The 21,981-nt window shown below is 71.5% G+C and carries 16 protein-coding genes; 12 read left to right on the forward strand and 4 right to left on the reverse strand.

Translation table 11 applies throughout. From position 1 onward, the window contains the following. Nucleotides 1–52: 52 nt before the first annotated feature. Complete coding sequence (locus tag EDM22_RS03005) at nt 53–2,725, reverse strand: alpha-L-rhamnosidase (RefSeq protein ID WP_122935560.1); 2,673 nt, start codon at nt 2,723–2,725, stop codon at nt 53–55. 92 nt (nt 2,726–2,817) lie between these two features. Beyond that, nucleotides 2,818–3,849, reverse strand: a complete 1,032-nt coding sequence (locus EDM22_RS03010) for a LacI family DNA-binding transcriptional regulator (RefSeq protein WP_245989141.1) — start codon at nt 3,847–3,849, stop codon at nt 2,818–2,820. 237 nt (nt 3,850–4,086) lie between these two features. Here EDM22_RS03010 and EDM22_RS03015 point away from each other — a divergent pair, with 237 nt between their 5' ends. The 6 genes from EDM22_RS03015 to EDM22_RS03040 all read left to right on the forward strand — a co-directional run bounded on the left by EDM22_RS03015 (nt 4,087) and on the right by EDM22_RS03040 (nt 11,251). Continuing rightward, nucleotides 4,087–5,409 (forward strand): ABC transporter substrate-binding protein, encoded by a 1,323-nt coding sequence (locus tag EDM22_RS03015; protein ID WP_122935562.1) that lies wholly within the window; start codon nt 4,087–4,089, stop codon nt 5,407–5,409. Nucleotides 5,410–5,479: 70 nt separating this feature from the next. After that, nucleotides 5,480–6,415 (forward strand): carbohydrate ABC transporter permease, encoded by a 936-nt coding sequence (locus EDM22_RS03020; RefSeq protein WP_122935563.1) that lies wholly within the window; start codon nt 5,480–5,482, stop codon nt 6,413–6,415. Then, entirely contained in the window at nt 6,412–7,242 is an 831-nt protein-coding gene (locus EDM22_RS03025) for a carbohydrate ABC transporter permease (RefSeq protein ID WP_122935564.1), read from the forward strand. Before EDM22_RS03020 ends, EDM22_RS03025 begins: the two co-directional genes overlap by 4 nt. A 2-nt stretch (nt 7,243–7,244) precedes the next feature. Beyond that, complete coding sequence (locus EDM22_RS03030) at nt 7,245–9,371, forward strand: alpha-L-rhamnosidase-related protein (RefSeq protein ID WP_122935565.1); 2,127 nt, start codon at nt 7,245–7,247, stop codon at nt 9,369–9,371. After that, nucleotides 9,358–10,140 (forward strand): nucleotidyltransferase domain-containing protein, encoded by a 783-nt coding sequence (locus EDM22_RS03035; RefSeq protein WP_170963987.1) that lies wholly within the window; start codon nt 9,358–9,360, stop codon nt 10,138–10,140. Before EDM22_RS03030 ends, EDM22_RS03035 begins: the two co-directional genes overlap by 14 nt. A 94-nt stretch (nt 10,141–10,234) precedes the next feature. After that, nucleotides 10,235–11,251: a LacI family DNA-binding transcriptional regulator gene (locus EDM22_RS03040; protein WP_212591877.1), complete on the forward strand. Its 1,017-nt coding sequence runs from the start codon at nt 10,235–10,237 to the stop codon at nt 11,249–11,251. A 104-nt stretch (nt 11,252–11,355) separates the two neighbouring features. On the opposite strand, the gene EDM22_RS03045 is transcribed toward EDM22_RS03040, so the two are convergent. Beyond that, nucleotides 11,356–12,411 (reverse strand): LacI family DNA-binding transcriptional regulator, encoded by a 1,056-nt coding sequence (locus EDM22_RS03045; RefSeq protein ID WP_122935568.1) that lies wholly within the window; start codon nt 12,409–12,411, stop codon nt 11,356–11,358. A 137-nt stretch (nt 12,412–12,548) separates the two neighbouring features. On the opposite strand from EDM22_RS03045, the gene EDM22_RS03050 reads away from it, so the two are divergent. The 6 genes from EDM22_RS03050 (at nt 12,549) to EDM22_RS03075 (ending at nt 20,024) form a co-directional block, all read left to right on the forward strand. Further along, the gene (locus tag EDM22_RS03050) at nt 12,549–14,081 is read left to right on the forward strand and encodes a sugar ABC transporter ATP-binding protein (protein WP_245989147.1); all 1,533 of its coding nucleotides are present in this window, start codon (nt 12,549–12,551) and stop codon (nt 14,079–14,081) included. Further along, nucleotides 14,078–15,115: an ABC transporter permease gene (locus tag EDM22_RS03055; RefSeq protein ID WP_122935570.1), complete on the forward strand. Its 1,038-nt coding sequence runs from the start codon at nt 14,078–14,080 to the stop codon at nt 15,113–15,115. The genes EDM22_RS03050 and EDM22_RS03055 overlap by 4 nt, the downstream gene beginning before the upstream one ends. After that, nucleotides 15,112–16,176 carry an ABC transporter permease gene (locus EDM22_RS03060; protein WP_122935571.1) on the forward strand — a complete coding sequence of 355 codons (1,065 nt, stop codon included), beginning with the start codon at nt 15,112–15,114 and terminating at the stop codon, nt 16,174–16,176. Before EDM22_RS03055 ends, EDM22_RS03060 begins: the two co-directional genes overlap by 4 nt. 63 nt (nt 16,177–16,239) lie before the next feature. Next, nucleotides 16,240–17,286, forward strand: coding sequence for a rhamnose ABC transporter substrate-binding protein (gene rhaS, locus EDM22_RS03065; protein ID WP_122935572.1), 1,047 nt, complete (start codon nt 16,240–16,242; stop codon nt 17,284–17,286). Nucleotides 17,287–17,445: 159 nt separating this feature from the next. Further along, nucleotides 17,446–18,204 carry an SDR family NAD(P)-dependent oxidoreductase gene (locus EDM22_RS03070; RefSeq protein WP_122935573.1) on the forward strand — a complete coding sequence of 253 codons (759 nt, stop codon included), beginning with the start codon at nt 17,446–17,448 and terminating at the stop codon, nt 18,202–18,204. Further along, a complete protein-coding gene (locus tag EDM22_RS03075) occupies nt 18,201–20,024 on the forward strand; it encodes a D-apionate lactonase family protein (RefSeq protein WP_122935574.1) in 1,824 nt (607 codons plus the stop codon). The genes EDM22_RS03070 and EDM22_RS03075 overlap by 4 nt, the downstream gene beginning before the upstream one ends. A gap of 51 nt (nt 20,025–20,075) precedes the next feature. Here EDM22_RS03075 and EDM22_RS03080 read toward each other — a convergent pair whose 3' ends face one another. Beyond that, entirely contained in the window at nt 20,076–21,707 is a 1,632-nt protein-coding gene (locus EDM22_RS03080) for a M20/M25/M40 family metallo-hydrolase (protein WP_122935575.1), read from the reverse strand. Between the last annotated feature and the right edge of the window lie 274 nt (nt 21,708–21,981).

The raw sequence follows: 21,981 nt of genomic DNA on the forward strand, positions 1-21,981 counted from the left end.
GGACTCGGGCCGCGGGGGACGGCGACGGAGACACGCGCGCCGCCCCCTGGGATCAGCCGCGCAGGGCTTCGGCCGCGGCCGGCTGGGCGATCCGCGCCGCGGTGACGACGATCCGGTGCGACCCCGGGCCGACGAGGTCGCCCCCCGAGGGAGCGCCGTCGACGGTCACCGTCGACGCGTCCGTGACCGGGAGGTCGAGCTCCGCCTCGGCACCGAACGGCACCTGGAGCTCGATCTCGAGGTCGTCGCCCGCGATGCGCCAGTCGATCGCCACCTCGCCGAGCCGCGACTCGACCGAGGCGCGAGCCCACGGGATCGACACGGTCGGTCGCGGCGCGACCACGATGTGTCGGTAGCCCGGCCGGTCGACGGTCGGCGCGATGCCCGCGACGTGGCGGTAGACCCAGTCGATCACGGCGCCGTACGCGTAGTGGTTGAACGAGAGCATGCCCGAGCTGTCGTCGGTGGCCATCTCGCCCGAGTGGATGGTGCCGTCGGGTGCCAGGGCGTCCCAGCGCTCCCACACCGTGGTCGCGCCCATCTCCACCTGGTAGAGCCAGGAGGGCGGTGCCTGGCGCAGCAGCATGAGGTAGGCCTCGTCGACGTGGCCGGTGTGCGCGAGCGCGAACAGCACGAGCGGCGTGCCGAGGAAGCCCGTCGCGATCCGTCCCTGCTCGGCTCGCACGTTGCGGGCGAGTCCGTCGGCGATGCGCTGGCGCTCCGCCGCGGGCGCGATCTCGAACTCGAGGGCGATGGCGGCACCCGTCTGCGTGTCGACGGCGGCTTCGCCCCACTCGGCCCAGGTGTCGCGGGCGACCCGTTCGGCGAGGCGGGCCGCTCGCTCGCCGCGCTCGGGGTCGCCGACCAGGCGCTCGGCATCGGCGAGCAGCCGCGCGCTCCGCGCGAAGAACGCGTTCGCGACGAAGTCCGACGAGACCTTCGCCGCCCAGGGCTGGTCGCCGGGCGCGTCGGGGTCGAGCCAGTCGCCGAACTGGAACTCGGTCGGCAGAAGGCCGCGCCCTCCGGCACGCCGCTCGAGGCTGTCGACCCAGCGCCGCATCGAGTCGAGCTGGCGCTCGAGCACCTCGGTGCTGCCGTACGACTCGTAGACCGCCCACGGCACGATGGTCGCGGCATCCGCCCAGCCGGCGCGGCCCATGGTGACCCATTCGCCCTCCGCCGGAACCTCGGGATCCGTCAGGATGTTCGGCACGACCGCGGCGACCGCGCCGTCGGCATCCTGGTCGAGCTCGACGTCGCGCAGCCACGACATCCAGAACGCCTCGACGTCGAAGAGCGTCGAGGCGGTCGGCGCGAAGGCCTGCGCGTCGCCGGTCCAGCCCAGTCGCTCGTCGCGCTGCGGGCAGTCGGTGGGGAGCGAGACGAAGTTGTCGCGCTGCGACCAGGCGACGTTGGAGTGCAGTCGCTCGAGGCGCGGGTCGGCGCTCGCGAAGGAGGAACGCGGGAGGTCGGCGCTCGATACGGCGACCGCCGTCGCCGACACCACCTCGGCGCCGGTCACCTCGGCGTACTGGAAGCCGTGGAACGTGAAGGTCGGCTCGAGCGTGGTCTCGCCGTCGTGGGCGAGCACGTACCCGTCCGTCGCGCGCGCCGTGCGCAGCGACCTGGTGTGGATCGACCCGTCGGGTTCGAGCACCTCGGCGTGCCGCACCTCGACGCGGTCGCCGGCCGAGCCCCGCACGACGAGGCGCAGCCAGCCCGCGATGTTCTGGCCGGCGTCGATGAAGGTGCGGTCGCCACGGTCCTCGAGGGTGGCGGCCCACTCGCCGACCGTGCGCACCCCGCCGTTGATGCGCGGCTCGACGACCGTCGTGTCGATCGCGATCTCGCGTGCGGGCGCCCAGCCGGCGGCACCGAAGCCCGGCGCGTCCCAGCCGTCGGGCTCGGCGCGGAGATCGATCTCCACGCCGTCGTAGAGGCTCGCCGAGCGGATGCCGCCGGTCGACGTCGTCCACTCGGGCGAGCTCGCGACCCGAACGTGCGATCCGTCGGCGCACTCGACGTCGAGCTGCACGAGCGCCGCGAGCTTGGTGCCGTACTGCTCCGTGCCGTCCTCCCAGCCGAGCCGGCCTCGATACCAGCCGTCGCCGAGCAGGGCGCCGAGGGTGTTGTCGCCGGCGTGCAGCAGGTCGGTCACGTCCCAGGTGCCCAGCACGATGCGGTGCCGGTACGCGGTCCATCCGGGCGCGAGGTGCTCGTCGGTCGCCCGGCGGCCGTTGATCCGCAGCTCGCCCACGCCCCAGAAGGTGGCGCGCAGTCGGGCCGTCACGGGTTCGGCGGGCAGCGCGACATCCGTGCGCAGTAGCATCACGGGACCTTCGACGGGCTCGGTCCCGCCGATCGGGCGCGCCTCGAGTTCGGCCGGGTCGACGGCGGCCTCGACCAGGAGCTCCTCGCTCCAGTCCGACCAGCCGTCGGCGGTGGCGATGCGCACCGAGTACCGGCGCGTCGCGCCGGAGCCGAGGGCGGGGCCGGGGGCGGGGACGCCGATCGAATCGCCCGACGCGACCGGCTCGGCGGCGCCGTCGACGTCGCCGCTCCAGCGCAACTGGTAGCCGAGCTGGGCGGATGCCGCAGACGCACGCCAGGTCAGCCGCAGGCCGGTGCCGGGCACCCCGAGCAGTTCCTCGGGGTACTGGGTGCGCAGTGCGACGACCCGCGCGCCGGGGTCGACGGTCGTGGGAGCAGGCAGGTGGGGGGACATCCGTTGTCCTTTCGTGGTGGCGCCGGCGGCGCCGGCTGGAGTCGAGGGATCTGCTCGCGTCGATGGACGGCGCGAGCGGGTTGCCGATGGGGTCAGGGTGCGGGTTCCGGAGGGACGGGCTGCGTCGACCCGCGCACCTTGAGCGTGGGTTCGACGGAGAAGTGCGTCGGCTCGGTGCGGCCCTGGATGCGTTCGAGGAGGAGGCGGACGGCTCGCTCGCCCATGGCCTCGCCCGACTGGTTCACGGTCGTCAGCGAGATGGCCGGGTAGCTTGCGATGTCGACGTCGTCGTAGCCGACCACCGACACCTCGGCCGGGGAGAGCCCGTGATCGTTCAGCGCGCGAAGCGTGCCGAGGGCCAGCTCGTCGTTGCCCACGAAGATGGCCGTCGGCGTCTCCGCGTCGAGCAGCGCGCGCGTGTCGAGCCTCGCCGACTCCTCGTCGAGGCCGGTGCGCACGACCCGGATGCAGTCGTCGAGTCCGGCGTCGTGCATGTGGGCGAGGTACCGCTCGAGGCGTATCGCATGCGGATTGCCGGAACCGGGCCGCGTGACCTCTTCGCTGCGGGTCAGGTGCACGATGCGGCGATGGCCGAGGCCGAGCAGATGCTCCATGACCAGACGCGTGCCTTCGGCGTCGTCGCCGGTCACGGTGTCGTAGGCGACCGACCGGTCGTGGCGGCCGAGCATGACGACCGGCACCCGCGCGGCGAGCCGCTCGAGCCACTCGGGTGCGACGAGGGGTGAGATCGCGATGATGCCGTCGACCTGCCGGTCGGCGAGGGCGCCGATGGCCCGCACGCCCTCCTCGCCGTCGACGTCGGCGGGGGCGATGATGAGCTGGTACTCGGTGCCGGTGAGCGCGGCGGTCGCACCGGCGACGATCTTGGTGAAGAACGGGTTGCCGATGTGCGGAAGCTCGATTCCGATCGTGAAGCTCGACCCGCGCATGGCCCGCGCGGCGACGCGCGGTCGGTAGTCGAGGGCCTCGATGGCGGCGTTGACGCGCTCGCGCATCGCGGGGCTCACGCCGTACGCGTTGCGGATGACCTTGGAGACCGCGGCGCGTGACACGCCGGCTCGGCGTGCCACGTCTTCGATGGTGGCTGCGCGCAGTGCGGTCACGATCTCCCCCTCTCGCCGTCGATGTCGGAACCTCGACTCGGTGTCACGATACACGCTCGATCGTTCCTGCATAGATCGATCTACGACACCCGTCGCCATCGATCGTAAATCGTTTCAAAGAAATTGTGTAGATCGGTTGACAAAGTTTCTCCGACGCTCGTAACGTGGGCGTCGCCACCGCACCGAGACCATTCGGAGCACTCAACAGCGAAGTTGCTTTACATGGAGGTAAAGAACATGGTTCCCCGTACCCCACGACGTTCGATCGTCGCCCTCGGCGCAGGCGGCATCGCCCTGTCGCTCGCCCTCGCCGGCTGCAGCGCCGGCGGAGACTCCGGCTCCTCCGACGGAACGGTGTCCCTCACCTGGCTGGTCGACAACGGCGAGGCGACGGTCGTCACCGCCCAGGCGCTGGTCGACGCGTTCGAGGCCGACAACCCCGACATCTCGATCGAGGTCCAGACCCGCCCCCAGGGCGCGGATGGCGACAACCTCGTCAAGACCCGCCTCGCCACCGGCGAGATGGACGACCTCTTCTCCTACAACTCGGGCTCGCTCTTCCAGGCGCTCAGCCCCGACGACACGATGGTCAACCTCGACGACCAGGGCTGGGTCGACAAGCTCGACGAGAACTTCGTGAAGACGGTGTCCACCGACAATGGCGTCTACGGCGTGCCCCTCGGCCAGTCGATGGCCGGCGCGGTGCTCTACAACAAGGACATCTACGAGCAGCTCGGACTCGAGATCCCGACGACCTGGGACGAGTTCATCGCCAACAGCGAGGCGATCAAGCAGGCCGGCACGGCCGCGCCGATCGTGCAGACCTACGGCGACACCTGGACCTCGCAGCTCTTCGTGCTCGGCGACTTCAACAACGTGCTCGCAGAAGACCCGAACTGGGCCGACGACTACACGAACAACAAGGCGAAGTACGTCGACCAGCCGGCGTTCGCGGGCTTCGAGCACCTGCAGGAGGCGTTCGAGAAGGGCCTCTTCAACGAGGACTTCGCCTCGGCGACCTACAACGACGGCGTGTCGATGGTCGCGACCGGTGCGGGTGCGCAGTACCCGATGCTGACCTTCGCGGCGAGCCAGCTCATGACGTCGAACCCCGACGCCGCGGACGTCGTGGGCACCTTCCCGCTGCCCGGTCCCGACGCCGACACGAACGGCCTGACCGTGTGGATGCCGGGCGGCGTCTACATCCCGAAGTCGACCGAGGGCGACAAGCTCGAGGCCGCCAAGAAGTTCCTCGACTTCGTGGCCACGCCCGCGAGCTGCGACATCCAGTCGGAGTCGACGGCGCCGCAGGGACCGTTCGTCGTCGAGGGCTGCGACCTGCCGGAGGACGTGCCCGCCATGATCTCCGACATGCAGCCGTACTTCGACGAGGGCAAGACCAACCTCGCCCTCGAGTTCCTCTCGCCCATCAAGGGCCCGGCGCTGGAGCAGATCACGGTCGCGGTGGGCTCCGGCATCACCTCGGCCGCCGACGGTGCCGCGCAGTACGACGAGGACGTCAAGAAGCAGGCCCAGCAGCTCGGCATCGAGGGCTGGTAACCCGTACCATCCAACCGCGGGGCCGGGCCGACCGGCCCGGCCCCGCGGCCACACCCCCGGGAGACCCACCATGACCACCACGACGGCCCCAGGCCGCCCCGCCACCGGCACGGAGTCGACGTCGCCTCCGTCGCCCGGCAGGCGCAAGCCCATGAAGAGCCCGTACCCCACGTGGTTCTTCATCCCGGCCGGCGTGTTCTACGTCGTCCTGTTCCTCGTCCCGACGGTCGCGTCGTTCTACTTCTCGCTCACCCGGTGGACGCTCTTCAGCGTCGAGTTCATCGGATTCGACAACTTCGTGCGGTTCTTCCAGGAACCCCAGCTCGTGCAGGGCTTCATCAACACGTTCATCTACGCGTTCCTCACCTCGGGCGCGAAGGTCGTGCTCGGCCTCCTGCTCGGCGTCTTCCTGAGCTCGCAGATCATCGGCCGCGGATTCCTGCGGGCGACCATCTTCTTCCCCGTGCTCGTGAGCACGATCGGCGTCGGCATCCTCTTCAAGGTGCTCATGGACCCGTTCGGCGGCCCGATCAACGAGTCGCTCGCGGCCATCGGCATCCAGGGGCCGGGCTGGCTCACCGACCCGTCGCTCGCCCTGATCTCGGTCGCGCTCGTCGACATCTGGAAGGGCGTGGGTCTCGCGACCCTCATCTACATCGCGGGCATGGTCGCCATTCCGCAGGAGTACTTCGAGGCGTCGAAGGTCGACGGCGCCAGCGCGTGGAGCACCTTCCGGCACATCACGCTGCCGCTGCTGCGTCCCGCGACCGTGACGGTCGTGCTGCTCTCGCTCATCGGCGGCCTCCGGTCGTTCGACCTCATCTGGTCGATGACCGGTGGTGGCCCCGGATTCACGAGCGACGTGCTCGCGTCGGTCATCTACAAGCAGTACCAGGCCGGGTTCTTCGGCCTCTCCACCGCGGGCAACGTCGTGCTCTTCGTCGTCGTGGCCGCCATCATCTTCCCGCTCTCGTGGTGGCTCAACCGGAAGGGGGACGAATCATGAGGAACACCGCCTGGCGGTGGGGCGGCGGCATCGTCGCCATCGCCCTCGCGCTCTTCGTGTTCGTCGTGCCGTTCCTGTTCATCGTCTTCACCGCGGGCAAGACGCAGGCCGAGGCATCCGCCCTGCAGTTCACCCCGCCGACGCAGTGGGTCCTGTTCGACAACATCGTCGCGGTGCTGCAGAACCGCGACTACCTGCTGGTGACGGCGTTCGTGAACAGCACGATCCTCACGGTCGGCGCCGTCTCGATCATGGTGGTGCTCGGCGCGATGGTGGGCTACGTGCTGCAGCGACGCAAGTCGCGGTGGAACCCGCTCGTCAACTCGCTCGTGCTCGCGGGGCTCATCATCCCGCCCGCGGTCGTGCCCACGATCTGGGTGCTGCAGGGGCTCGAGCTGTTCAAGACGCTGCCGGGCCTGATCGCAGTCCACGTCGCGTTCGGCCTCTCGTTCTGCATCCTGCTGTTCCGGGCGTTCGTCGCGACGATCCCGCGCGAGCTCGACGAAGCCGCGATCATCGACGGCGCGGGGCCGGTCAAGCTGTTCTTCCGCGTGATCTTCCCGCTGCTGCGCTCGGTCATCGTGACCGTGATCGTGGTGCAGGCGGTGTTCGTGTTCAGCGACTTCACATACGCGCTGTACTTCCTGCCCGGCGACGAGAACGCCACGGTGCAGCTGACGACGTTCAACTTCATCTCGCAGTCGGTGAGCTCGTACAACCTGCTGTTCGCCGACGTGCTGCTCATCACGATCCCGCCGCTCATCATGTACATCTTCTTCCAGCGCCAGATCGTCGCCGGCATGACGTCCGGCGCCGTGAAGGGCTGACCGTGGAGGAGCGACCGCCGCGCTCGGCAGCGGAGCTGCGGCGGTGGGTGCGCGCGCGGTCGCCGCAGCCCTTCGACGACGCCGCGGTGGTGCCGCGCGCCTCGGACACCGACTGGGTCTACGGGCCCGACCAGTACCCGCTCGCCCTCCTCGCCCGGCTCGTCGACGACGGCTTCGCGGCGAACCGGCACGTGCACTACCCGCGCAATCACGGCCGGGTCGCGAACCGGGTCGACTTCCGGGCCGTCGCGACGGCCGCCGGCACCGTGCGGGTGCGGGTGGCGGGGCGAGCGGATGCCGCGGGCGACGCGATCGCCGTCCGCCCCGTCGTGGGCGGCCTCGACCTCGTGCTTCCGGGGCCGGGCGCCGCGCTCGAGCTCACGGTGACCGGCGAGCACGGAGCCGCGCCGGCGATCGGCGTCCCGTCGGGGGCGCTCCTGTCGGAGTGGACGGGCAGCGCCGACGGCGGGCCGTGGTTGCCGGTCCGGCCGAGGCCGGGCGGCGAGCGCCCGCCGCACCTCGACCCGCCCGGCACGGTCGACGTGGTCGCCCGTCCCGGACCCGACGGCGTGCTCGACCTCGGCGCGCCGGTGCTCGGGCATCCGCTCCTTCCGCCCGGCCCCCGGCCCGTGGTCATGAGCGGCGAGAGCGTCGCCGAGGCGCTCGCCGCCGAGGCGCAGCTCGAGACCCGGCACGAGGTCGTGCCGGTGGCCGGCGGAGGCTGGACCACGCGGCATCCGCTCGGCTTCCGGTACCTGCGGGTCGTCTTGGATGCCGCGCCCGACCCGGTCCCGGTGCGCGCCGAGGTCGCGCCGGCCACGCGTCCCGGCGCGTTCGCCTGCTCCGACGAGCGCCTCACCCGGATCTGGGCGACGGCGCAGTACACCCTGCGATCCTGCGACCAGGGACTCATGATCGACGGCATCAAGCGCGACCGCATGCCGTGGGCCGGCGACCAGGCGCTCAGCACCCTCGCGAACGCCTTCGCGCTCGGCGACGCGCAGGTCGTCGCCGACGGGCTCGTGGCGCTCGGCCGTCCCCGGCACGGGTACGTGAACGGCATCGCCGACTACTCGCTCTGGTGGGTCGTGAACGCCGACCTCTACGTTCGGTACTTCGGCGACACCGCGTTCGCGCAGCACGAGGCCGAGCAGGTCGACGCGTTCGTGGCCGACCTGGCGCGGCACGCCGACGATGCGGGCGTCTTCCGCCCGGCGGCGCAGCGCGGCGGGTTCGTCGACTCGGGACCCGGGTCGGTGTTCCTCGACTGGGGCCTCGCGCTCGAGGGCGGCCGCGATCCGGTGGCACTGCAGATGCTCTGGTGCTGGGCGCTGCGGAGCGCCGCACGCCTGCTCGACCGCGCCGGCCATCCCGGCGCGGAACGATGGGCGCGCCTCGCCGACGTGCTCGAGTCCACGCTGCGCGCGCACGGCTGGGTCGCCGAGGCGGGGCGCTGGGTCGACTACCTCGATGCCGGCGCCGCCGCCTCGCCGGCGCCGTATGCGAATTTCCTCGCGGTGCTCGCCGGGTTGCACCCCGACGGCGTGCCGGCGGGCGTCGCGACCGCGATCCGCGGCGGCACCGCCGGCACGCCCTTCATGACGGCGTTCCGCCTGCGGGCGCTGCTCGCGGCGGGCGAGCACGATGCCGTCCTTGACGAGGTGCGGCGGTCGTGGGGCGCCATGCTCGACGCCGGCCCCGGCACGTTCTGGGAGGAGGGGGCGGCCGGCGGCGACGACCTCGCGATGTACGGGCGACCCTTCGGGCGAAGCCGCTGCCATGCCTGGTCCGCCGGTCCGGCAGCGATCCTGCCCGAGGCGGTGCTCGGCGTGCGCCCACTCGCCGACGGGTGGGCGCGGTTCGCGGTCGAGCCTCGCCTCGGCGACCTCGACTGGGCGGCCGTCGTGATCCCGACGCAGGTGGGCGATCTCATCGTGCGGGCCGACGCCGAGCGCGTCTCGGTGCGGATCCCCGCCGGGGCGGCGCTCGTGCGCGGTGACCGTGTCGAGCCCGGGCCCGCGCTGGTCGAGTGGTCGACGCAGGATGCTCCCGGCTCGGTCGGCGAACCGGCGGTCGCGACGGGTCGTGCCGTCGCCCGAGGGGGAGGCGGCGCGATTGGAACACCATGAGCGCGCCCTCGCCGCCTACGTCGACTCGGTGCGAGCTGCCCCGGGCACCGTGGCGGTGATCGCCGTGGGCTCGGTCGCTCGCGGCACCGAACGCGCGGACTCCGACGTCGACGTCTACCTCGTGGTCGACGACGCCGCGTTCGAGTCGGCGCTCGCCGGCAACCGCCTCTCGTGGGTCGAGCGGCGCGACGCGGACTACCCCGGCGGATACGTCGACGTGAAGCTCGCGAGCCCCGGGGTGCTCGCCGCCGCGGCCGAGGCGGGCGACGACCCGATGCGGGCCTCGTTCGAGGGCGCCCGCGTCGCGTTCCAGCGCGGCGGCGACCTCTCGGCTGTGCTCGAGTCGATCGTCACCCTCCCCGACGAGGGGTGGGAGCTGCGCGTGTGCGCCCACGTCGCCCAGGCGCGGATCCACGGCGGCTACTTCCTGCCGCAGGCGGCAGCCCACGACGACGCCTTCCTGTTGCAGCACGCTGCGACCCACCTCGCGCTGGCATCCGCCCGGGCGGCGTTCGCCGAGCGCCGTACCCTCCTGCGCGGCCCGAAGTACGTCGCCGCGACGCTCGCGCGCCTCGACCTGCCGCCCGGGTTCCTGGAGCGTTGGCGCGCGCTCGTGGAGCGGCCGGGCGTCGAGGAGGGCGCACTGCTGCTCGCGGCGCTGGATGACTGGCTCGGGCCCGCGATCGGCCCCGACGAGACGCTCTCCACGTTCATCCGCGACAACGAGCTCGCCTGGCTGCACGGAACACTCCCACCCGAGTACCGCTGAGCCGGACGGTGCGGCTCCGGCTCCCGCACCCTCGGCCTGCGATCATGGAGGGACCGGGCACCGGCAGGCGCACCGGAACGACAGGAGGACGTGCGTGGCAGTGAGCGTGCGCGAGGTGGCGGCCGCGGCATCCGTGTCGGTGGGCACCGTGTCGAACGTGCTCAACCGGCCCGACAAGGTCGCCCCGGCGACCGTGGCGCGCGTGCTCGCGGCGATCGAGGAGCTCGGGTTCGTGCGCAACGACGCCGCCCGGCAGTTGCGCGCCGGCCGCAGCCGCTCGATCGGACTCGTCGTGCTCGACGTGCGGAACCCGTTCTTCACCGAGGTCGCCCGCGGCGCGGAGGATCGTGCGGCGGAGGACGGCATGACGATCCTGCTCGGCAACAGCGACGAGAACGTCGACCGCGAGCACGCCTACCTCGACCTGTTCGAGGAGCAGCGCGTGCACGGCGTGCTCATCTCGCCGCTCGGCGACGACCTGCCGCGGCTCGAACGCCTGCGCCGGCGCGGCACGCCCGTGGTGCTCGTCGACCGGGAGTCCGAGGACCGCAGCATCTCGTCGGTGTCGGTCGACGACGTCGTGGGCGGCTCGCTCGCCGTGCGGCACCTCATCGAGACCGGCCGGCGACGCATCGCGTTCGTCGGCGGGCCGACGAGCATCCGCCAGGTCGCCGACCGGCTCGAGGGAGCACGCCGTGCGGTCGCCGAGGCGTCCGGTGTGACCCTCGAGGTCGTGGACACCGAGTCGCTCACCGTGCTGCAGGGGCGGGCGGCGGGCGAGGCGATCCGCCAGCGGCCCGCCTCCGAGCTGCCCGACGCGATCTTCGCCGCGAACGACCTGCTCGCGGTCGGCGTGCTGCAGGCGCTCATCATGCTCGGGTCGGTGCGCGTGCCCGAGGACATCGCGCTCATCGGCTACGACGACATCGACTTCGCGGCCGCGGCCGTGGTGCCGCTGTCGTCGATCCGCCAGCCCGCGACGCTCATCGGGTCCACGGCCGTCGACCTGCTGCTGCGGGAGGCCGACGCAGGCGACGGGTTCACGCCCGAGCAGGTGGAGTTCCAGCCGGAGCTCGTCGTGCGCGACTCGACGCGGCCGCCGGCCGGCTGAGGCGTCGCGGGCCGCGGGTGGCGGGTCGCTCGACGCCCGCACCGCCGCATCCGCTCGACGCCCGCATCGCCGCATCCGCTCGACGGCCGCGTCGCGGAATCCGCTCAGAACCCCGAGGCCGCCGCCGGTTTCGCCGGCGAGGACGACCCCCGTGCCGCGGTCGAGCGGCGGACGACCAGTTCGGGCAGGAACACGGTCTGGCGGGGGATCAGCTCGGGATCGGCGGTCTCCTCGAGCAGGATCCGCAAGGCAGTGCGGCCGATCACGGCGCTCGGCTGCCGCATCGACGACAGGGGCACGGCCGCCGCCGAGGCGAACGAGATGTCGTCGAATCCGATGAGCGCGATGTCGTCGGGCACGAGCATGCGGCCGCCGACGATGAGCGCCTGCTGGAGGCCGAGGGCGAGCAGGTCGTTCGCGGCGAAGATCGCGTCGGGCCACTCCCGCCGCGGGCGCGAGAGGATGCGTGCGCCGGCGGCGGCGCCCTCGGCGACGGTGAGCGCGGTCGTGGCGACGACCTCGATCTCGACGGGCTCGGTGCTGTTCTCGACCGCCACCCGCGCGCCCGCGAGCCGATCGGTGACCTGCCGGATCTCGAACGGTCCGCCGACGAACGCGATGCGCCGACGCCCCGTCTCGATGAGGTGCTCGACCGCCATGCGGCCGCCCACGACGCTGTCGACCGACACGGAGCTGAATCGCCCGTCGCCGCTCAGCCGGTCGACGAGCACGGCGGGGATGCCGCGCGCCCGCAGCCGCTCGAGCCGCGGGTTGATGTCGCTGTAGGGCGAGATGAGCACGCCGCGCACCTGCTGCTCCTCGAAGAGGTCGAGGTACATGCGCTCGCGCGCGACGTCCTCGTCGGTGTTGCCGTAGAGGATGGCGATGCCGTGCTTCGACGCCTCGTCCTCCGCGCCGCGCACGACGTCGCCGAAGAAGGGGTTCTGTCCGTCGAGGACGACGAAGCCCACGGTCGTGCTCGTGCCGGCGCGGAGCTTTCGGGCGGCGTCGTTGCGCACGTAGCCGAGTTCCTCGATGGCCCGCTGCACGCGCTGGACCGACTCGGCGGAGACCTCGCCCGGGCGGTTGAGCACGTTGGACACGGTGCCGACCGAGACGCCGGCGCGCTGGGCGACATCGCGGATGCTCGCCGGTGTCATCCGTGCTCCTTCATCGTCGACTGGTCGGATCATTCGGTCGGTGCGACTTGACCGCTGCACTCGACCTCCATAGAGTATGCCTGAATCGAGCCTGAATCGATTCAGAAATGTTTCACCTCAAGGAGGAGGACGTGCCAGTGCCCGAAGAAGCACCGCCGACGGCATCGCCCGCGCCGCCCGCGCTCGAACTGTCGAGGGTGGTCAAGTCGTTCGGGGCGGTCGTGGCCCTCCGCTCCGGCACCATCACGCTCGAGGAGGGCTCCATCCACGCCCTCATCGGCGAGAACGGCGCCGGCAAGTCGACGCTCGTGAAGATCATCGCGGGGCTCTACCGGCGGGATGCCGGCACCTTCCGCCTGCGCGGCGAGGACGTCGACTTCCACAGCACGGCCCAGTCGAAGGCCTCGGGCATCGCGGTCATCTACCAGGAGCCGACGCTCTTCCCCGACCTCTCGGTCACCGAGAACATCTTCATGGGCCGCCAGCCCACGAACCGCTTCGGGCGCATCGACCGCAAGGCGATGCGCGCCGAGACGCAGCAGATCTTCGGCCGCCTCGGCGTCTCGATCGATCCCGACCGCGTGACCGAGGGCCTCTCGATCGCCGACCAGCAGATCATCGAGATCGCCAAGGCCATCTCGCTCGACGCCCGCGTGCTCATCATGGACGAGCCGACCGCGGCGCTCAGCGGCGTCGAGGTCGAGCGGCTCTTCGCCGTCGCCCGGAGCCTGCGCGACGAGGGCCGGGCGCTCATGTTCATCTCGCACCGCTTCGACGAGGTCTTCGCGCTCTGCGACACCGTCACCGTGATGCGCGACGGCAGCTACATCGCCACCACGCCCATTCGCGAGACGAGCGTCGACGAGCTCGTGCGCCAGATGGTCGGCCGGGATGTCGCGGAGCTGTTCCCGAAGCTCCCGGCCGAGATCGGCGACGACGTGCTCGTCGTCGAGGGCCTCACCCGGGCGGGCGTCTTCCACGACATCAGCTTCTCCGTGCGCGCCGGCGAGATCGTCGGCCTCGCGGGGCTCGTGGGCGCCGGACGCTCCGAGGTCGCCCGCGCGGTCTTCGGGGTCGACCCCTACGAATCGGGGTCGGTGCGACTCGGCGGTCGCCAGCTGCCCAAGGGCAACCCGCGCGTCGCGATGGCGCGCGGCCTCGCCCTCGTGCCCGAGGACCGACGCAAGCAGGGCCTCGTGCTCGACGAGAGCGTCGCGCGGAACATCACGCTCGCCATCCGCGGCTCGCTCGCGAAGGCCGGCCTGCTCTGGAGCGGACCCGAGAACGAGGCCGCCGCGATCTGGTCGAGCCGCCTCGAGGTCAAGACGGCGTCGCTCGACGCCGAGACCGGCACGCTGAGCGGCGGCAACCAGCAGAAGGTCGTGCTCGGCAAGTGGCTCGCCACGGACCCGAAGGTGCTCATCGTCGACGAGCCCACGCGCGGCATCGACGTGGGCACCAAGGCCGAGGTGCACCGGCTCCTCTCCGAACTCGCCCAGCAGGGCCTCGCGATCCTCATGATCTCCTCCGAGCTCCCCGAGGTGCTCGGCATGGCCGACCGCGTGCTCGTCATGCGCGAGGGCCACCTCACCGGCGAGTTCCCCCGATCCGAGGCGACCCCCGAGGCGGTCATGTTCGCCGCGACCGCAGACAAGGAGGCCGCGCTGTGACCGCGACCGTCGCCCCGCCGACCGCTCCCGTCCACCCCGTCAGCCGCGCTGCGGGGCGTATCCTCAAGGCGCGCGAGACCGGCATCCTCATCGCGCTCATCGCGGTGATCGTGGTCGCCACGATCCGCAACCCCGCGTTCCTCTTCTCGAGCGACGGATTCCGCGACCTGCTGCTGACCCCCTCGCTGCTGCTGCTCGTGGCGGTCGGGCAGGCCGTCGTGATCATCACGCGCAACGTCGACCTCTCGGTCGGATCCATCCTCGGGCTCACCGCCTACCTCACGGGACGCCTGTTCATCGACCTGCAGGGCATCCCGCCGATCCTCGTGTTCGTCGCGGGCGTCGCCCTCGGCGCGTTCCTCGGCCTCGTCAACGGCGCGCTCGTGGCGTTCGCCAAGGTGCCCGCGCTCGTGATCACGCTCGGCACGCTGTACATCTACCGCGGCATCAACGTCGCGTGGGCGGGCGGCGACCGCATCAACGCGTCCGACCTGCCCGCCGACTTCCGCGGCCTCGGCACCGGGCAGATCCTCGGCATCCCGATCCTCACGATCATCGCCGCGATCGTGCTCGTCGCGGCCGCCTGGTACCTGCGCAATCTCCGCAGCGGTCGCGAGCTCTACGCGATCGGATCGGACCCGGCCGCGGCCCACCTCTACGGACTGCGGGTCACCAGCCGGGTGCTCGGTGCGTTCCTCGTGAGCGGCGCGCTCTCCGGTCTCGCGGGCGTGCTCTACGCCGCGCGGTACGGCACGGTGAGCTCCGCCGCCGGAACCGGCTGGGAGCTGCAGGCGATCGGCGCGGCCGTCATCGGCGGTGTCGCGATCTCGGGCGGCGTCGGCACCGTGTGGGGTGCCGCGATCGGCGCCTACCTGCTGCTGACCATCAACCGCGCGCTGCCGATCCTCGGCATCGAGGACTTCTGGCAGCGCGCCGTCGTGGGCGTGCTCATCATCGGCGCGATCGTGCTCGACCGGCTGCTCGCGCTCCGACAATCTCGCAAGCTCCTCGAAGCCAGGGAGGACGACCGATGACGACCACCGCCCCCGAGACCCGGACCGTGCGCACCTACAGGGCGCACGCCCACCCGGCCTGGCGTCGCATCCTGCTCACCCGCGAGATGGCGGTGATCGCCCTGCTCGTCGTCGTGATCGCCGTGGCCCTCGCGGTCGTGCCGAACTTCGACAGCCCGCTCACCGTGACCTACCTGCTGCGCGACCTCGCGCCGATCCTGCTGATCGCGCTGCCGATGACGCTCATCATCATCACCGAGGAGATCGACCTCTCGGTGGCGAGCATCGTCGGGCTCACGAGCGTCATGACCGGCATCCTCACGCAGGCGGGATGGGACTTCCCCGTCGCGGCCGTCGCGGCGATCCTCGTCGGCACGGTCGCGGGCGTCATCAACGGGTTCCTCGTGACCGTGGTGGGCCTACCCTCGCTCGCCGTGACGATCGGCACGCTCGCGCTGTTCCGCGGCATCGCCGTGGGCCTGCTCGGCACCACCGCGATCACCGACTTCCCCGAGTTCTGGAGCGACCTCGCGAAGGACAACATCCCCGGCACGCCGATCCCCGGCATCATGATCCCGTTCGTCGTGCTCGCGATCGTGTTCGCCGTGCTGCTGCACTTCACGCCGTTCGGGCGCTCGCTCTACGCGATCGGCTTGAACAAGGAGGCCGCCGCCTTCTCGGGCGTCGACGTGGGCCGCACGAAGTTCCTGCTCTTCGTGCTGAGCGGCACCGTCTCGGGCTTCGCCGGCGTGTACTTCACGCTGCTCTACAGCAACGCACGCGGCGACAACGCGACGGGCCTGGAGCTCTCGGTCATCGCAGCCGTGCTGCTCGGCGGTGTCTCGATCTTCGGCGGCCGCGGCGCGCTGCACGGCGTGATCGCCGGCGTGCTGCTGATCGGAACGCTCGGCAGCGCCCTGCGACTCGCCGGGGTCACCTCCGACATCATCAACGTCATCACCGGGGTGCTGCTCGTGCTCTCGGTGGTGTCCGCAAGCTTCCTCGCCTGGCTCCGCTCGCGGCGGATCTCGGCGATCGGGAGGAAGAAGGGTCGCACTTCGAGCGCAGCAGAGCCGATCTGACCTCAGCACCACCTGTCATCACAGTCAGTCCGGTATCCACCGGAACCATGGAAGGAAACAACGATGTTCACTCATGACCGCAAGCGCCGCCTCGGCGTCTCGATCACCGCGCTGGCCGTCGGCGCCGCGCTCGCCCTCACCGGATGCTCGGCGGGCGGCGGCGGCGACGCCGGCAGCAGCGACGGCGCGAGCGACGCCAACCTGGCGATCACGTTCCTGCCCAAGAACCTGGGCAACCCGTACTTCGACACGTCGAACGCGGGCGGCGAGGAGGCCATCAAGGAGTTCGGCGGCACCTATGCCGAGGTCGGCCCGGCCGAGGCGTCCCCGACCTCGCAGGTCACGTTCATCCAGACCGCCGCACAGCAGGGCGTGGGCGGTCTCGTCGTCTCGGCGAACGACCCCGAGGCGATCTGCGACGCCCTCAATGAGGCGCGCGACGCGGGCGTGAAGGTCGTCACGTTCGACTCCGACACGAACCCCGACTGCCGCGATCTGTTCATCAACCAGGCCACCGCCGAGGGCATCGCCAAGTCGCAGGTCGACCTGATCGCCGAGCAGATCGGCGACGCGGGCCAGGTCGCGATCCTCTCGGCATCCGCCAACGCGACGAACCAGAACGCCTGGATCGAGCTCATGAAGACCGACCTGGCCGACAACCACCCGAACATCGAGCTCGTCGAGACGGTGTACGGCGACGACGACGACCAGACCTCGTTCGACAAGACCGCGGCGCTGTTGCAGACCTACCCCGACCTGAAGGGCATCATCTCGCCCACCACGGTCGGCATCTCCGCCGCGGCCCGCTACCTGTCGACCTCGGAGTACAAGGGCAAGGTCGCACTGACCGGCCTCGGCACCCCCAACCAGATGCGCGAGTACGTCAAGGACGGCACCGTGACCGCGTTCGCGCTGTGGAACCCGGCCGACCTGGGCTACCTCGCCGCGTACGCGACGAAGGCGCTCATCGAGGGCGACATCACGGGCAAGGAAGGCGACACCTTCGACGCCGGCAAGCTCGGCGAGTACGAGGTCGGCGCCGACAGCGTCGTGCTCCTCGGCGACCCCTACGTGTTCAACGCCGACAACATCGACGACTTCGACTTCTGAGCCGTCGGGCGTGAGGGGCCCGGCCCGCGGTCATCCGCGGTGCCGGGCCCTTCGGCGTCCGTGCGCGGCTGCGGATGTCGCCGGCGAGCGAGGGGTGCGGTAGCCTATCCGGTAAACCGGTCAACCGGTTATGGCAGACGGGACTGCGAAGGGGCAGACATGGGCGAACGGCTCACTGGAAAGACGGCGCTCGTCACGGGCGCCGCATCGGGCATCGGGCGCCAGGTCGCCCTGCGATTCCTGCGCGAGGGCGCCCGGGTGGCGTTCGCCGACCGCGACCGTGCGGCCCTCGAATCCGCCGTGGCAGGCCTCGGCGACAGCGCGCGGGCCGTCGTCATGGACATCTCCGACGAGGCGTCCGTCGAGGCTGCCTTCGCCTCGCTCATCGACGACGGCCGGCGCCCGGACGTGGTCGTCGCGAACGCGGGCGTACAGCTCTTCGGCCACGACGCCAAGGCCGCCGACCTCGACCTCGAGGTGTGGCGGCGCACGATCGACGTCAACCTCACGGGCACCTTCCTCACCCTCAAGCACACCGTGCGGGCGATGCTGGGCGGCGAGGGCGGCTCCATCATCCTCACCGGCAGTCCCACGGGCGTGCGCGGCGAGGGCGCCGACTTCACGGCGTACAGCGCCTCGAAGGCCGGTGTGCACGGCCTCGGTCGCACCGTCGCCGCGGCGTACGCCCGCGACGGGATCCGGGTGAACACCGTCATCCCGGCGTACACCGAGACGCCGCTCGTCTCGACGCTCACGCACGACACCGAGGCGCATACCGCGATCGTCGGCCGCATCCCGATGGGACGCTCGGGCTCGCCCGCCGACGTCGAGGGCATCATGGTCTACCTCGCGAGCGACGAGAGCGCATTCGCCACCGGTTCCGCGTTCGCCGTCGACGGCGGGATGTCGGTGCTGTGACCACGCCCGACGAGGCGGCGCTGCTCGATCGGGTCTGGGGCGTCGCCGAGCCCGAGCCCGTCGGCGTCGACCTCGGCGCGTGGCGGTTCGAGCTGCGCGGAGACGAGGTGGCCGACCTCGCGTTCGACGGCAGCCCGGTCGCGCGCAGCGTGCGCGCCGTCGCGCGCGATCGCGACTGGAACACGGTGCCGACCGCGGTCGAGGGCGTCGAGCGGTTCGAGGGCGGATGCCGCCTCCGGCTCGCGATGCGGGGACTCGGCGCCGACGTCACGGCGGCCCTCACGGTCACTGCAGAGGGCGAGCGCATCGCGGTGTCGCTCGAGGCGACCGCGCACGCCGAGTTCCTGAGCAACCGGCTCGGTCTCGTGGTGCTGCACCCGCCGGCGCTCGCGGGGGAGGCGCTCGTGGTCGGCGGCCACTCGGGCATCGAGCGTCGCACGACGTTCCCCGAGGCGGTGGCGCCGCATCAGCCGGCGATGGACATCGCCACCCTCGCGTGGGCGCACGACGGCGTCGCCGTGCGCGCCGAGTTCGCGGGCGAGGTCTTCGAGATGGAGGACCAGCGCAACTGGACCGACGCGTCGTACAAGACCTACAGCACGCCACTCTCGCTCCCGTTCCCCGTGCGCATCGAGCCGGGTGCCGGGATCGCGCAGGCCGTGACGTTCACGGCTCGGCGCACGGGCGAGCGCCGCGCCGCGCCGAGGGCTGTCGTCGTCGAGCTGGTCGGCACCGGCCGGCCGGTGCCCGAGGTGCTGCTCGGCGCGTCGACCGCACCCGATCCGACCGGCGGTCCTGCCGACGCCGCCGACCGGAAGCCGCTGCCCGAGGGCGTCGCCGGGCTCCTCGTCGAGCTCGACACGCGAACGCCGCAGTGGCCGGCCGCGCTCCGCCGCGCCGATGCCGAGGCCGGGGCGCTGCGGCTCGACGTGCGCATCGTCGCCGAGCATCCCGGCGCGGTCCGCGAGGCCGTGGACGCGATCGCCGCGCTGGCGGCCGGTCGGGTGGTGCGGGTCGGTGTCTTCTCGACGCGGACCCACGTGAGCGAGCCACCCCTGTGGGCGGCGCTGGCGGATGCCGCGCGCGAACGCCTGGCGGACGTGGAACTCGTCGGCGGCGCCCGCTCGCACTTCACCGAGCTCAACCGCCGCCACGGCGACCTGCCCCGCGGCATCCCCTCGTTGACGTTCGCGATCACGCCGCAGATGCACGCGACCGAGCGCGCGCAGTTCGTCGAGTCCGTGCCGATGCAGGGGATCGTCACGCGTGACGCCGGACGCATCGCCGCGGGCCGCCCGATCCACGTCGGCCCCATCACACTGCGCCCGCGGTACAACGCCGTCGCGACCACGACGCCCGACCCCGGCTCGGGCCCGACCACGGCCCACGGGTACGGGGCCGAGCTCGTGCCGGGCGCGAGCGACCCGCGCCAGTCGTCGGCCGCGCTCGAGGCGTGGACGGTCGCGAGCTTCGCCGCCGTCGCCGGGGAGGGGCGTGCGGCGGATGTCGCGAGCGTCGCGTACTTCGAGACCGACGGACCGCGCGGCATCCGCTCGAGTGCGGGGGAGTACCCCGTCGCGCGGGCGATCGCCGCGATCGCGGCGCTGCACGGCGGCGAGCTGCTCGTGCCCGACGGCGCGCTGCCGCCCGGCGTGCACGCGATCGGCGTCCGTCGCGAGGACGGCGCGTGGCGTGCGCTCGTCGCCAGCCTCGCCCCCCGAGCCGCCGATGTCGAGGTCCTCGTCGCGGGCCGCACGCACCCCGTCGCCCTGCCGCCGTACGGCGTGGTCGACCTCGCCGGCCGCGACGACCGCCCATGACGGCGATCGGCCTCCCGCGAGGCGCGGGAGGCCGATCGGATCCGTCGGTCGTCAGCGTCGGAAGTGCGACACCAGTCGCTCGCCCGCCTTCACACCCGCGACCGGCGAGGCCTTCGCCGTGCCGTTCACGGAGCTCGTCGACATGGCGTAGGTGAGGATCGCGTGCGCGGTCGCATCCGCCATCTCGTCGAGGGCCGTCGTGTTGATGTTGGTGATCACGCCCTCGTACTCGAGCGCGCCCCCGTACGCGGCGTTGAGCGCCTCGTACAGGCCCGCGTCGGCGCCGTCGCCGATCGGGTCCATGCTGTCGCACGGCTGGTGGTAGCACGGGTCGTACGACACCGGCTCGCCCTCGTAGGTCGCGAGGCCGCCGTAGAGTCCGACCTGGTCGGCCGTCTTGGCGTCCTCCGCTCCGGTGAACAGGCCACCGGCCGGGATGCCCGCCGAGATGAAGGCGTCGTAGTCCGAGCGTCCGTCGAACGCGGTCGGCTCCGAGGCGAGGCCCTGCGAGGCGAAGTAGTCCTCGAAGGTCCGCTCGATGTGGGCGCTGCCGTTGGGGCCCTTGATGCCGAACGCACCGCCGTCGCCGTCGTAGATGAACCGCGCGTAGTTCGGCGAGCCGATCATGTCGAAGTTGAGGTAGAGCTGGATGTCCTTCGCCTGGCTCTTGCTGAGCGAGCTGACGTAGAACTGCGATCCGATGAGCCCGGCCTCCTCGGCGCCCCACCATGCGAAGCGCACGGTGTTGCGCGGCTGGATGCCGAGTTCGGCCATCTGCAGCGCGGTCTCGAGCAGCGTGGCGGAGCCGGTGCCGTTGTCCTCGATGCCCGGGCCGTCCGGCACCGAGTCGAGGTGGGCGCCTGCCATGACGACACGGTCGTCACGGCCGGTGGGCGTCTCCGCGATGAGGTTGGAGGTCGGCACCCCGAGTTCGATGAGCGTGTCGGTCACGAGGTGGATGACCACGTCGCCCTGCTCGAGGAGGGCGGCGAGCTCGTTGCCGATCTCGAACGACGTGCCGATGACGGGGATGTCGTCGCTGAACGCGTCGCCGAGCGTTGCGTTCAGCGTGTCGGTGCGCCCTTCCTGGCCCTCGTTGAAGATGATCACGCCGACGGCGCCGGCGACGAAGGCGTTGTGCGCCTTCACTGAGAAGTCGCACGTTCCGCGCTGCACGAGCGCGATGTTGCCGGCGGTGAAGTCGGCGAAGTCCTCGGGCTCGCATCCGCTGTTCGAGGTGCTCGCGGTCGCTCCGGGCGGCAGCACGAGATCGACGGCCTCGAGCGATGCGGTCACATCGCCGCTGCCGGAGTACTCGGCCGTGAAGAAGTCCTCACCCGGCGTGTAGGTGACCTGGTCGGGCGACACCTGCTCGAACACGGGCTCCGAGAGCTCGCGGAACGAGTTGAACGTGAAGTCCTGCCTCGTCACCTCGTACCCGGCGTTCGTGAGCTGTTCCTCGAGGAATTCGATCGACTGGTCGAACCCGGGCGTGCCACTGGCGCGACTGCCGGCGTTGGCGTCGGCGATCGCCTGGAGGTCATCGAGATGCCCCATGATCGCGTCGGCCGTCACGGCATCGCGCAGCGCGCTGGTGTCCGTCGGTACTGCGGCATTGGCGGTGGTCGCGGCCATGGTGGTGGCGGCGGTGACCGCCACGACGCCCACGACCCATCTGTTCATTCTCTTCACGGTGTCTCCCTGCGACTCTGCAGTGGTCTCGGGCTCGTAGCCCGTCCGGACGACCCGGCGTTCATAGGTGATGCATAGCCGGATCCGTTCCACCCTCCGCGACGAATCCGACGACGTCAAGGGGTTCCGTGCGGATGCTCCGCACGATAAGGGCCGACGCCGGAGGCCACCGCGGGCGTCGCGGTCGCCTCCGTGCGCGAGGCTCGCCGTCAGCCGGCGCCGGTCGCGCCCGCTGCGCCGGTCGCGCCCGCTGCGCCGGTCGCGC

This window comes from Agromyces tardus (assembly GCF_003710805.1).
In the GTDB taxonomy this organism is placed as follows: Bacteria; Actinomycetota; Actinomycetes; order Actinomycetales; family Microbacteriaceae; genus Agromyces; species Agromyces tardus.

Excerpts from the sequence above, each read along its gene's own strand:
- EDM22_RS03005 (WP_122935560.1), bottom strand. The coding sequence starts at position 2,725 with ATGTCCCCCCACCTGCCTGCTCCCACGACCGTCGACCCCGGCGCGCGG.
- EDM22_RS03015 (WP_122935562.1), top strand. The coding sequence starts at position 4,087 with ATGGTTCCCCGTACCCCACGACGTTCGATCGTCGCCCTCGGCGCAGGC.
- EDM22_RS03020 (WP_122935563.1), top strand. The coding sequence starts at position 5,480 with ATGACCACCACGACGGCCCCAGGCCGCCCCGCCACCGGCACGGAGTCG.
- EDM22_RS03025 (WP_122935564.1), top strand. The coding sequence starts at position 6,412 with ATGAGGAACACCGCCTGGCGGTGGGGCGGCGGCATCGTCGCCATCGCC.
- EDM22_RS03045 (WP_122935568.1), bottom strand. The coding sequence starts at position 12,411 with ATGACACCGGCGAGCATCCGCGATGTCGCCCAGCGCGCCGGCGTCTCG.
- EDM22_RS03060 (WP_122935571.1), top strand. The coding sequence starts at position 15,112 with ATGACGACCACCGCCCCCGAGACCCGGACCGTGCGCACCTACAGGGCG.
- rhaS (WP_122935572.1), top strand. The coding sequence starts at position 16,240 with ATGTTCACTCATGACCGCAAGCGCCGCCTCGGCGTCTCGATCACCGCG.
- EDM22_RS03070 (WP_122935573.1), top strand. The coding sequence starts at position 17,446 with ATGGGCGAACGGCTCACTGGAAAGACGGCGCTCGTCACGGGCGCCGCA.
- EDM22_RS03080 (WP_122935575.1), bottom strand. The coding sequence starts at position 21,707 with ATGAACAGATGGGTCGTGGGCGTCGTGGCGGTCACCGCCGCCACCACC.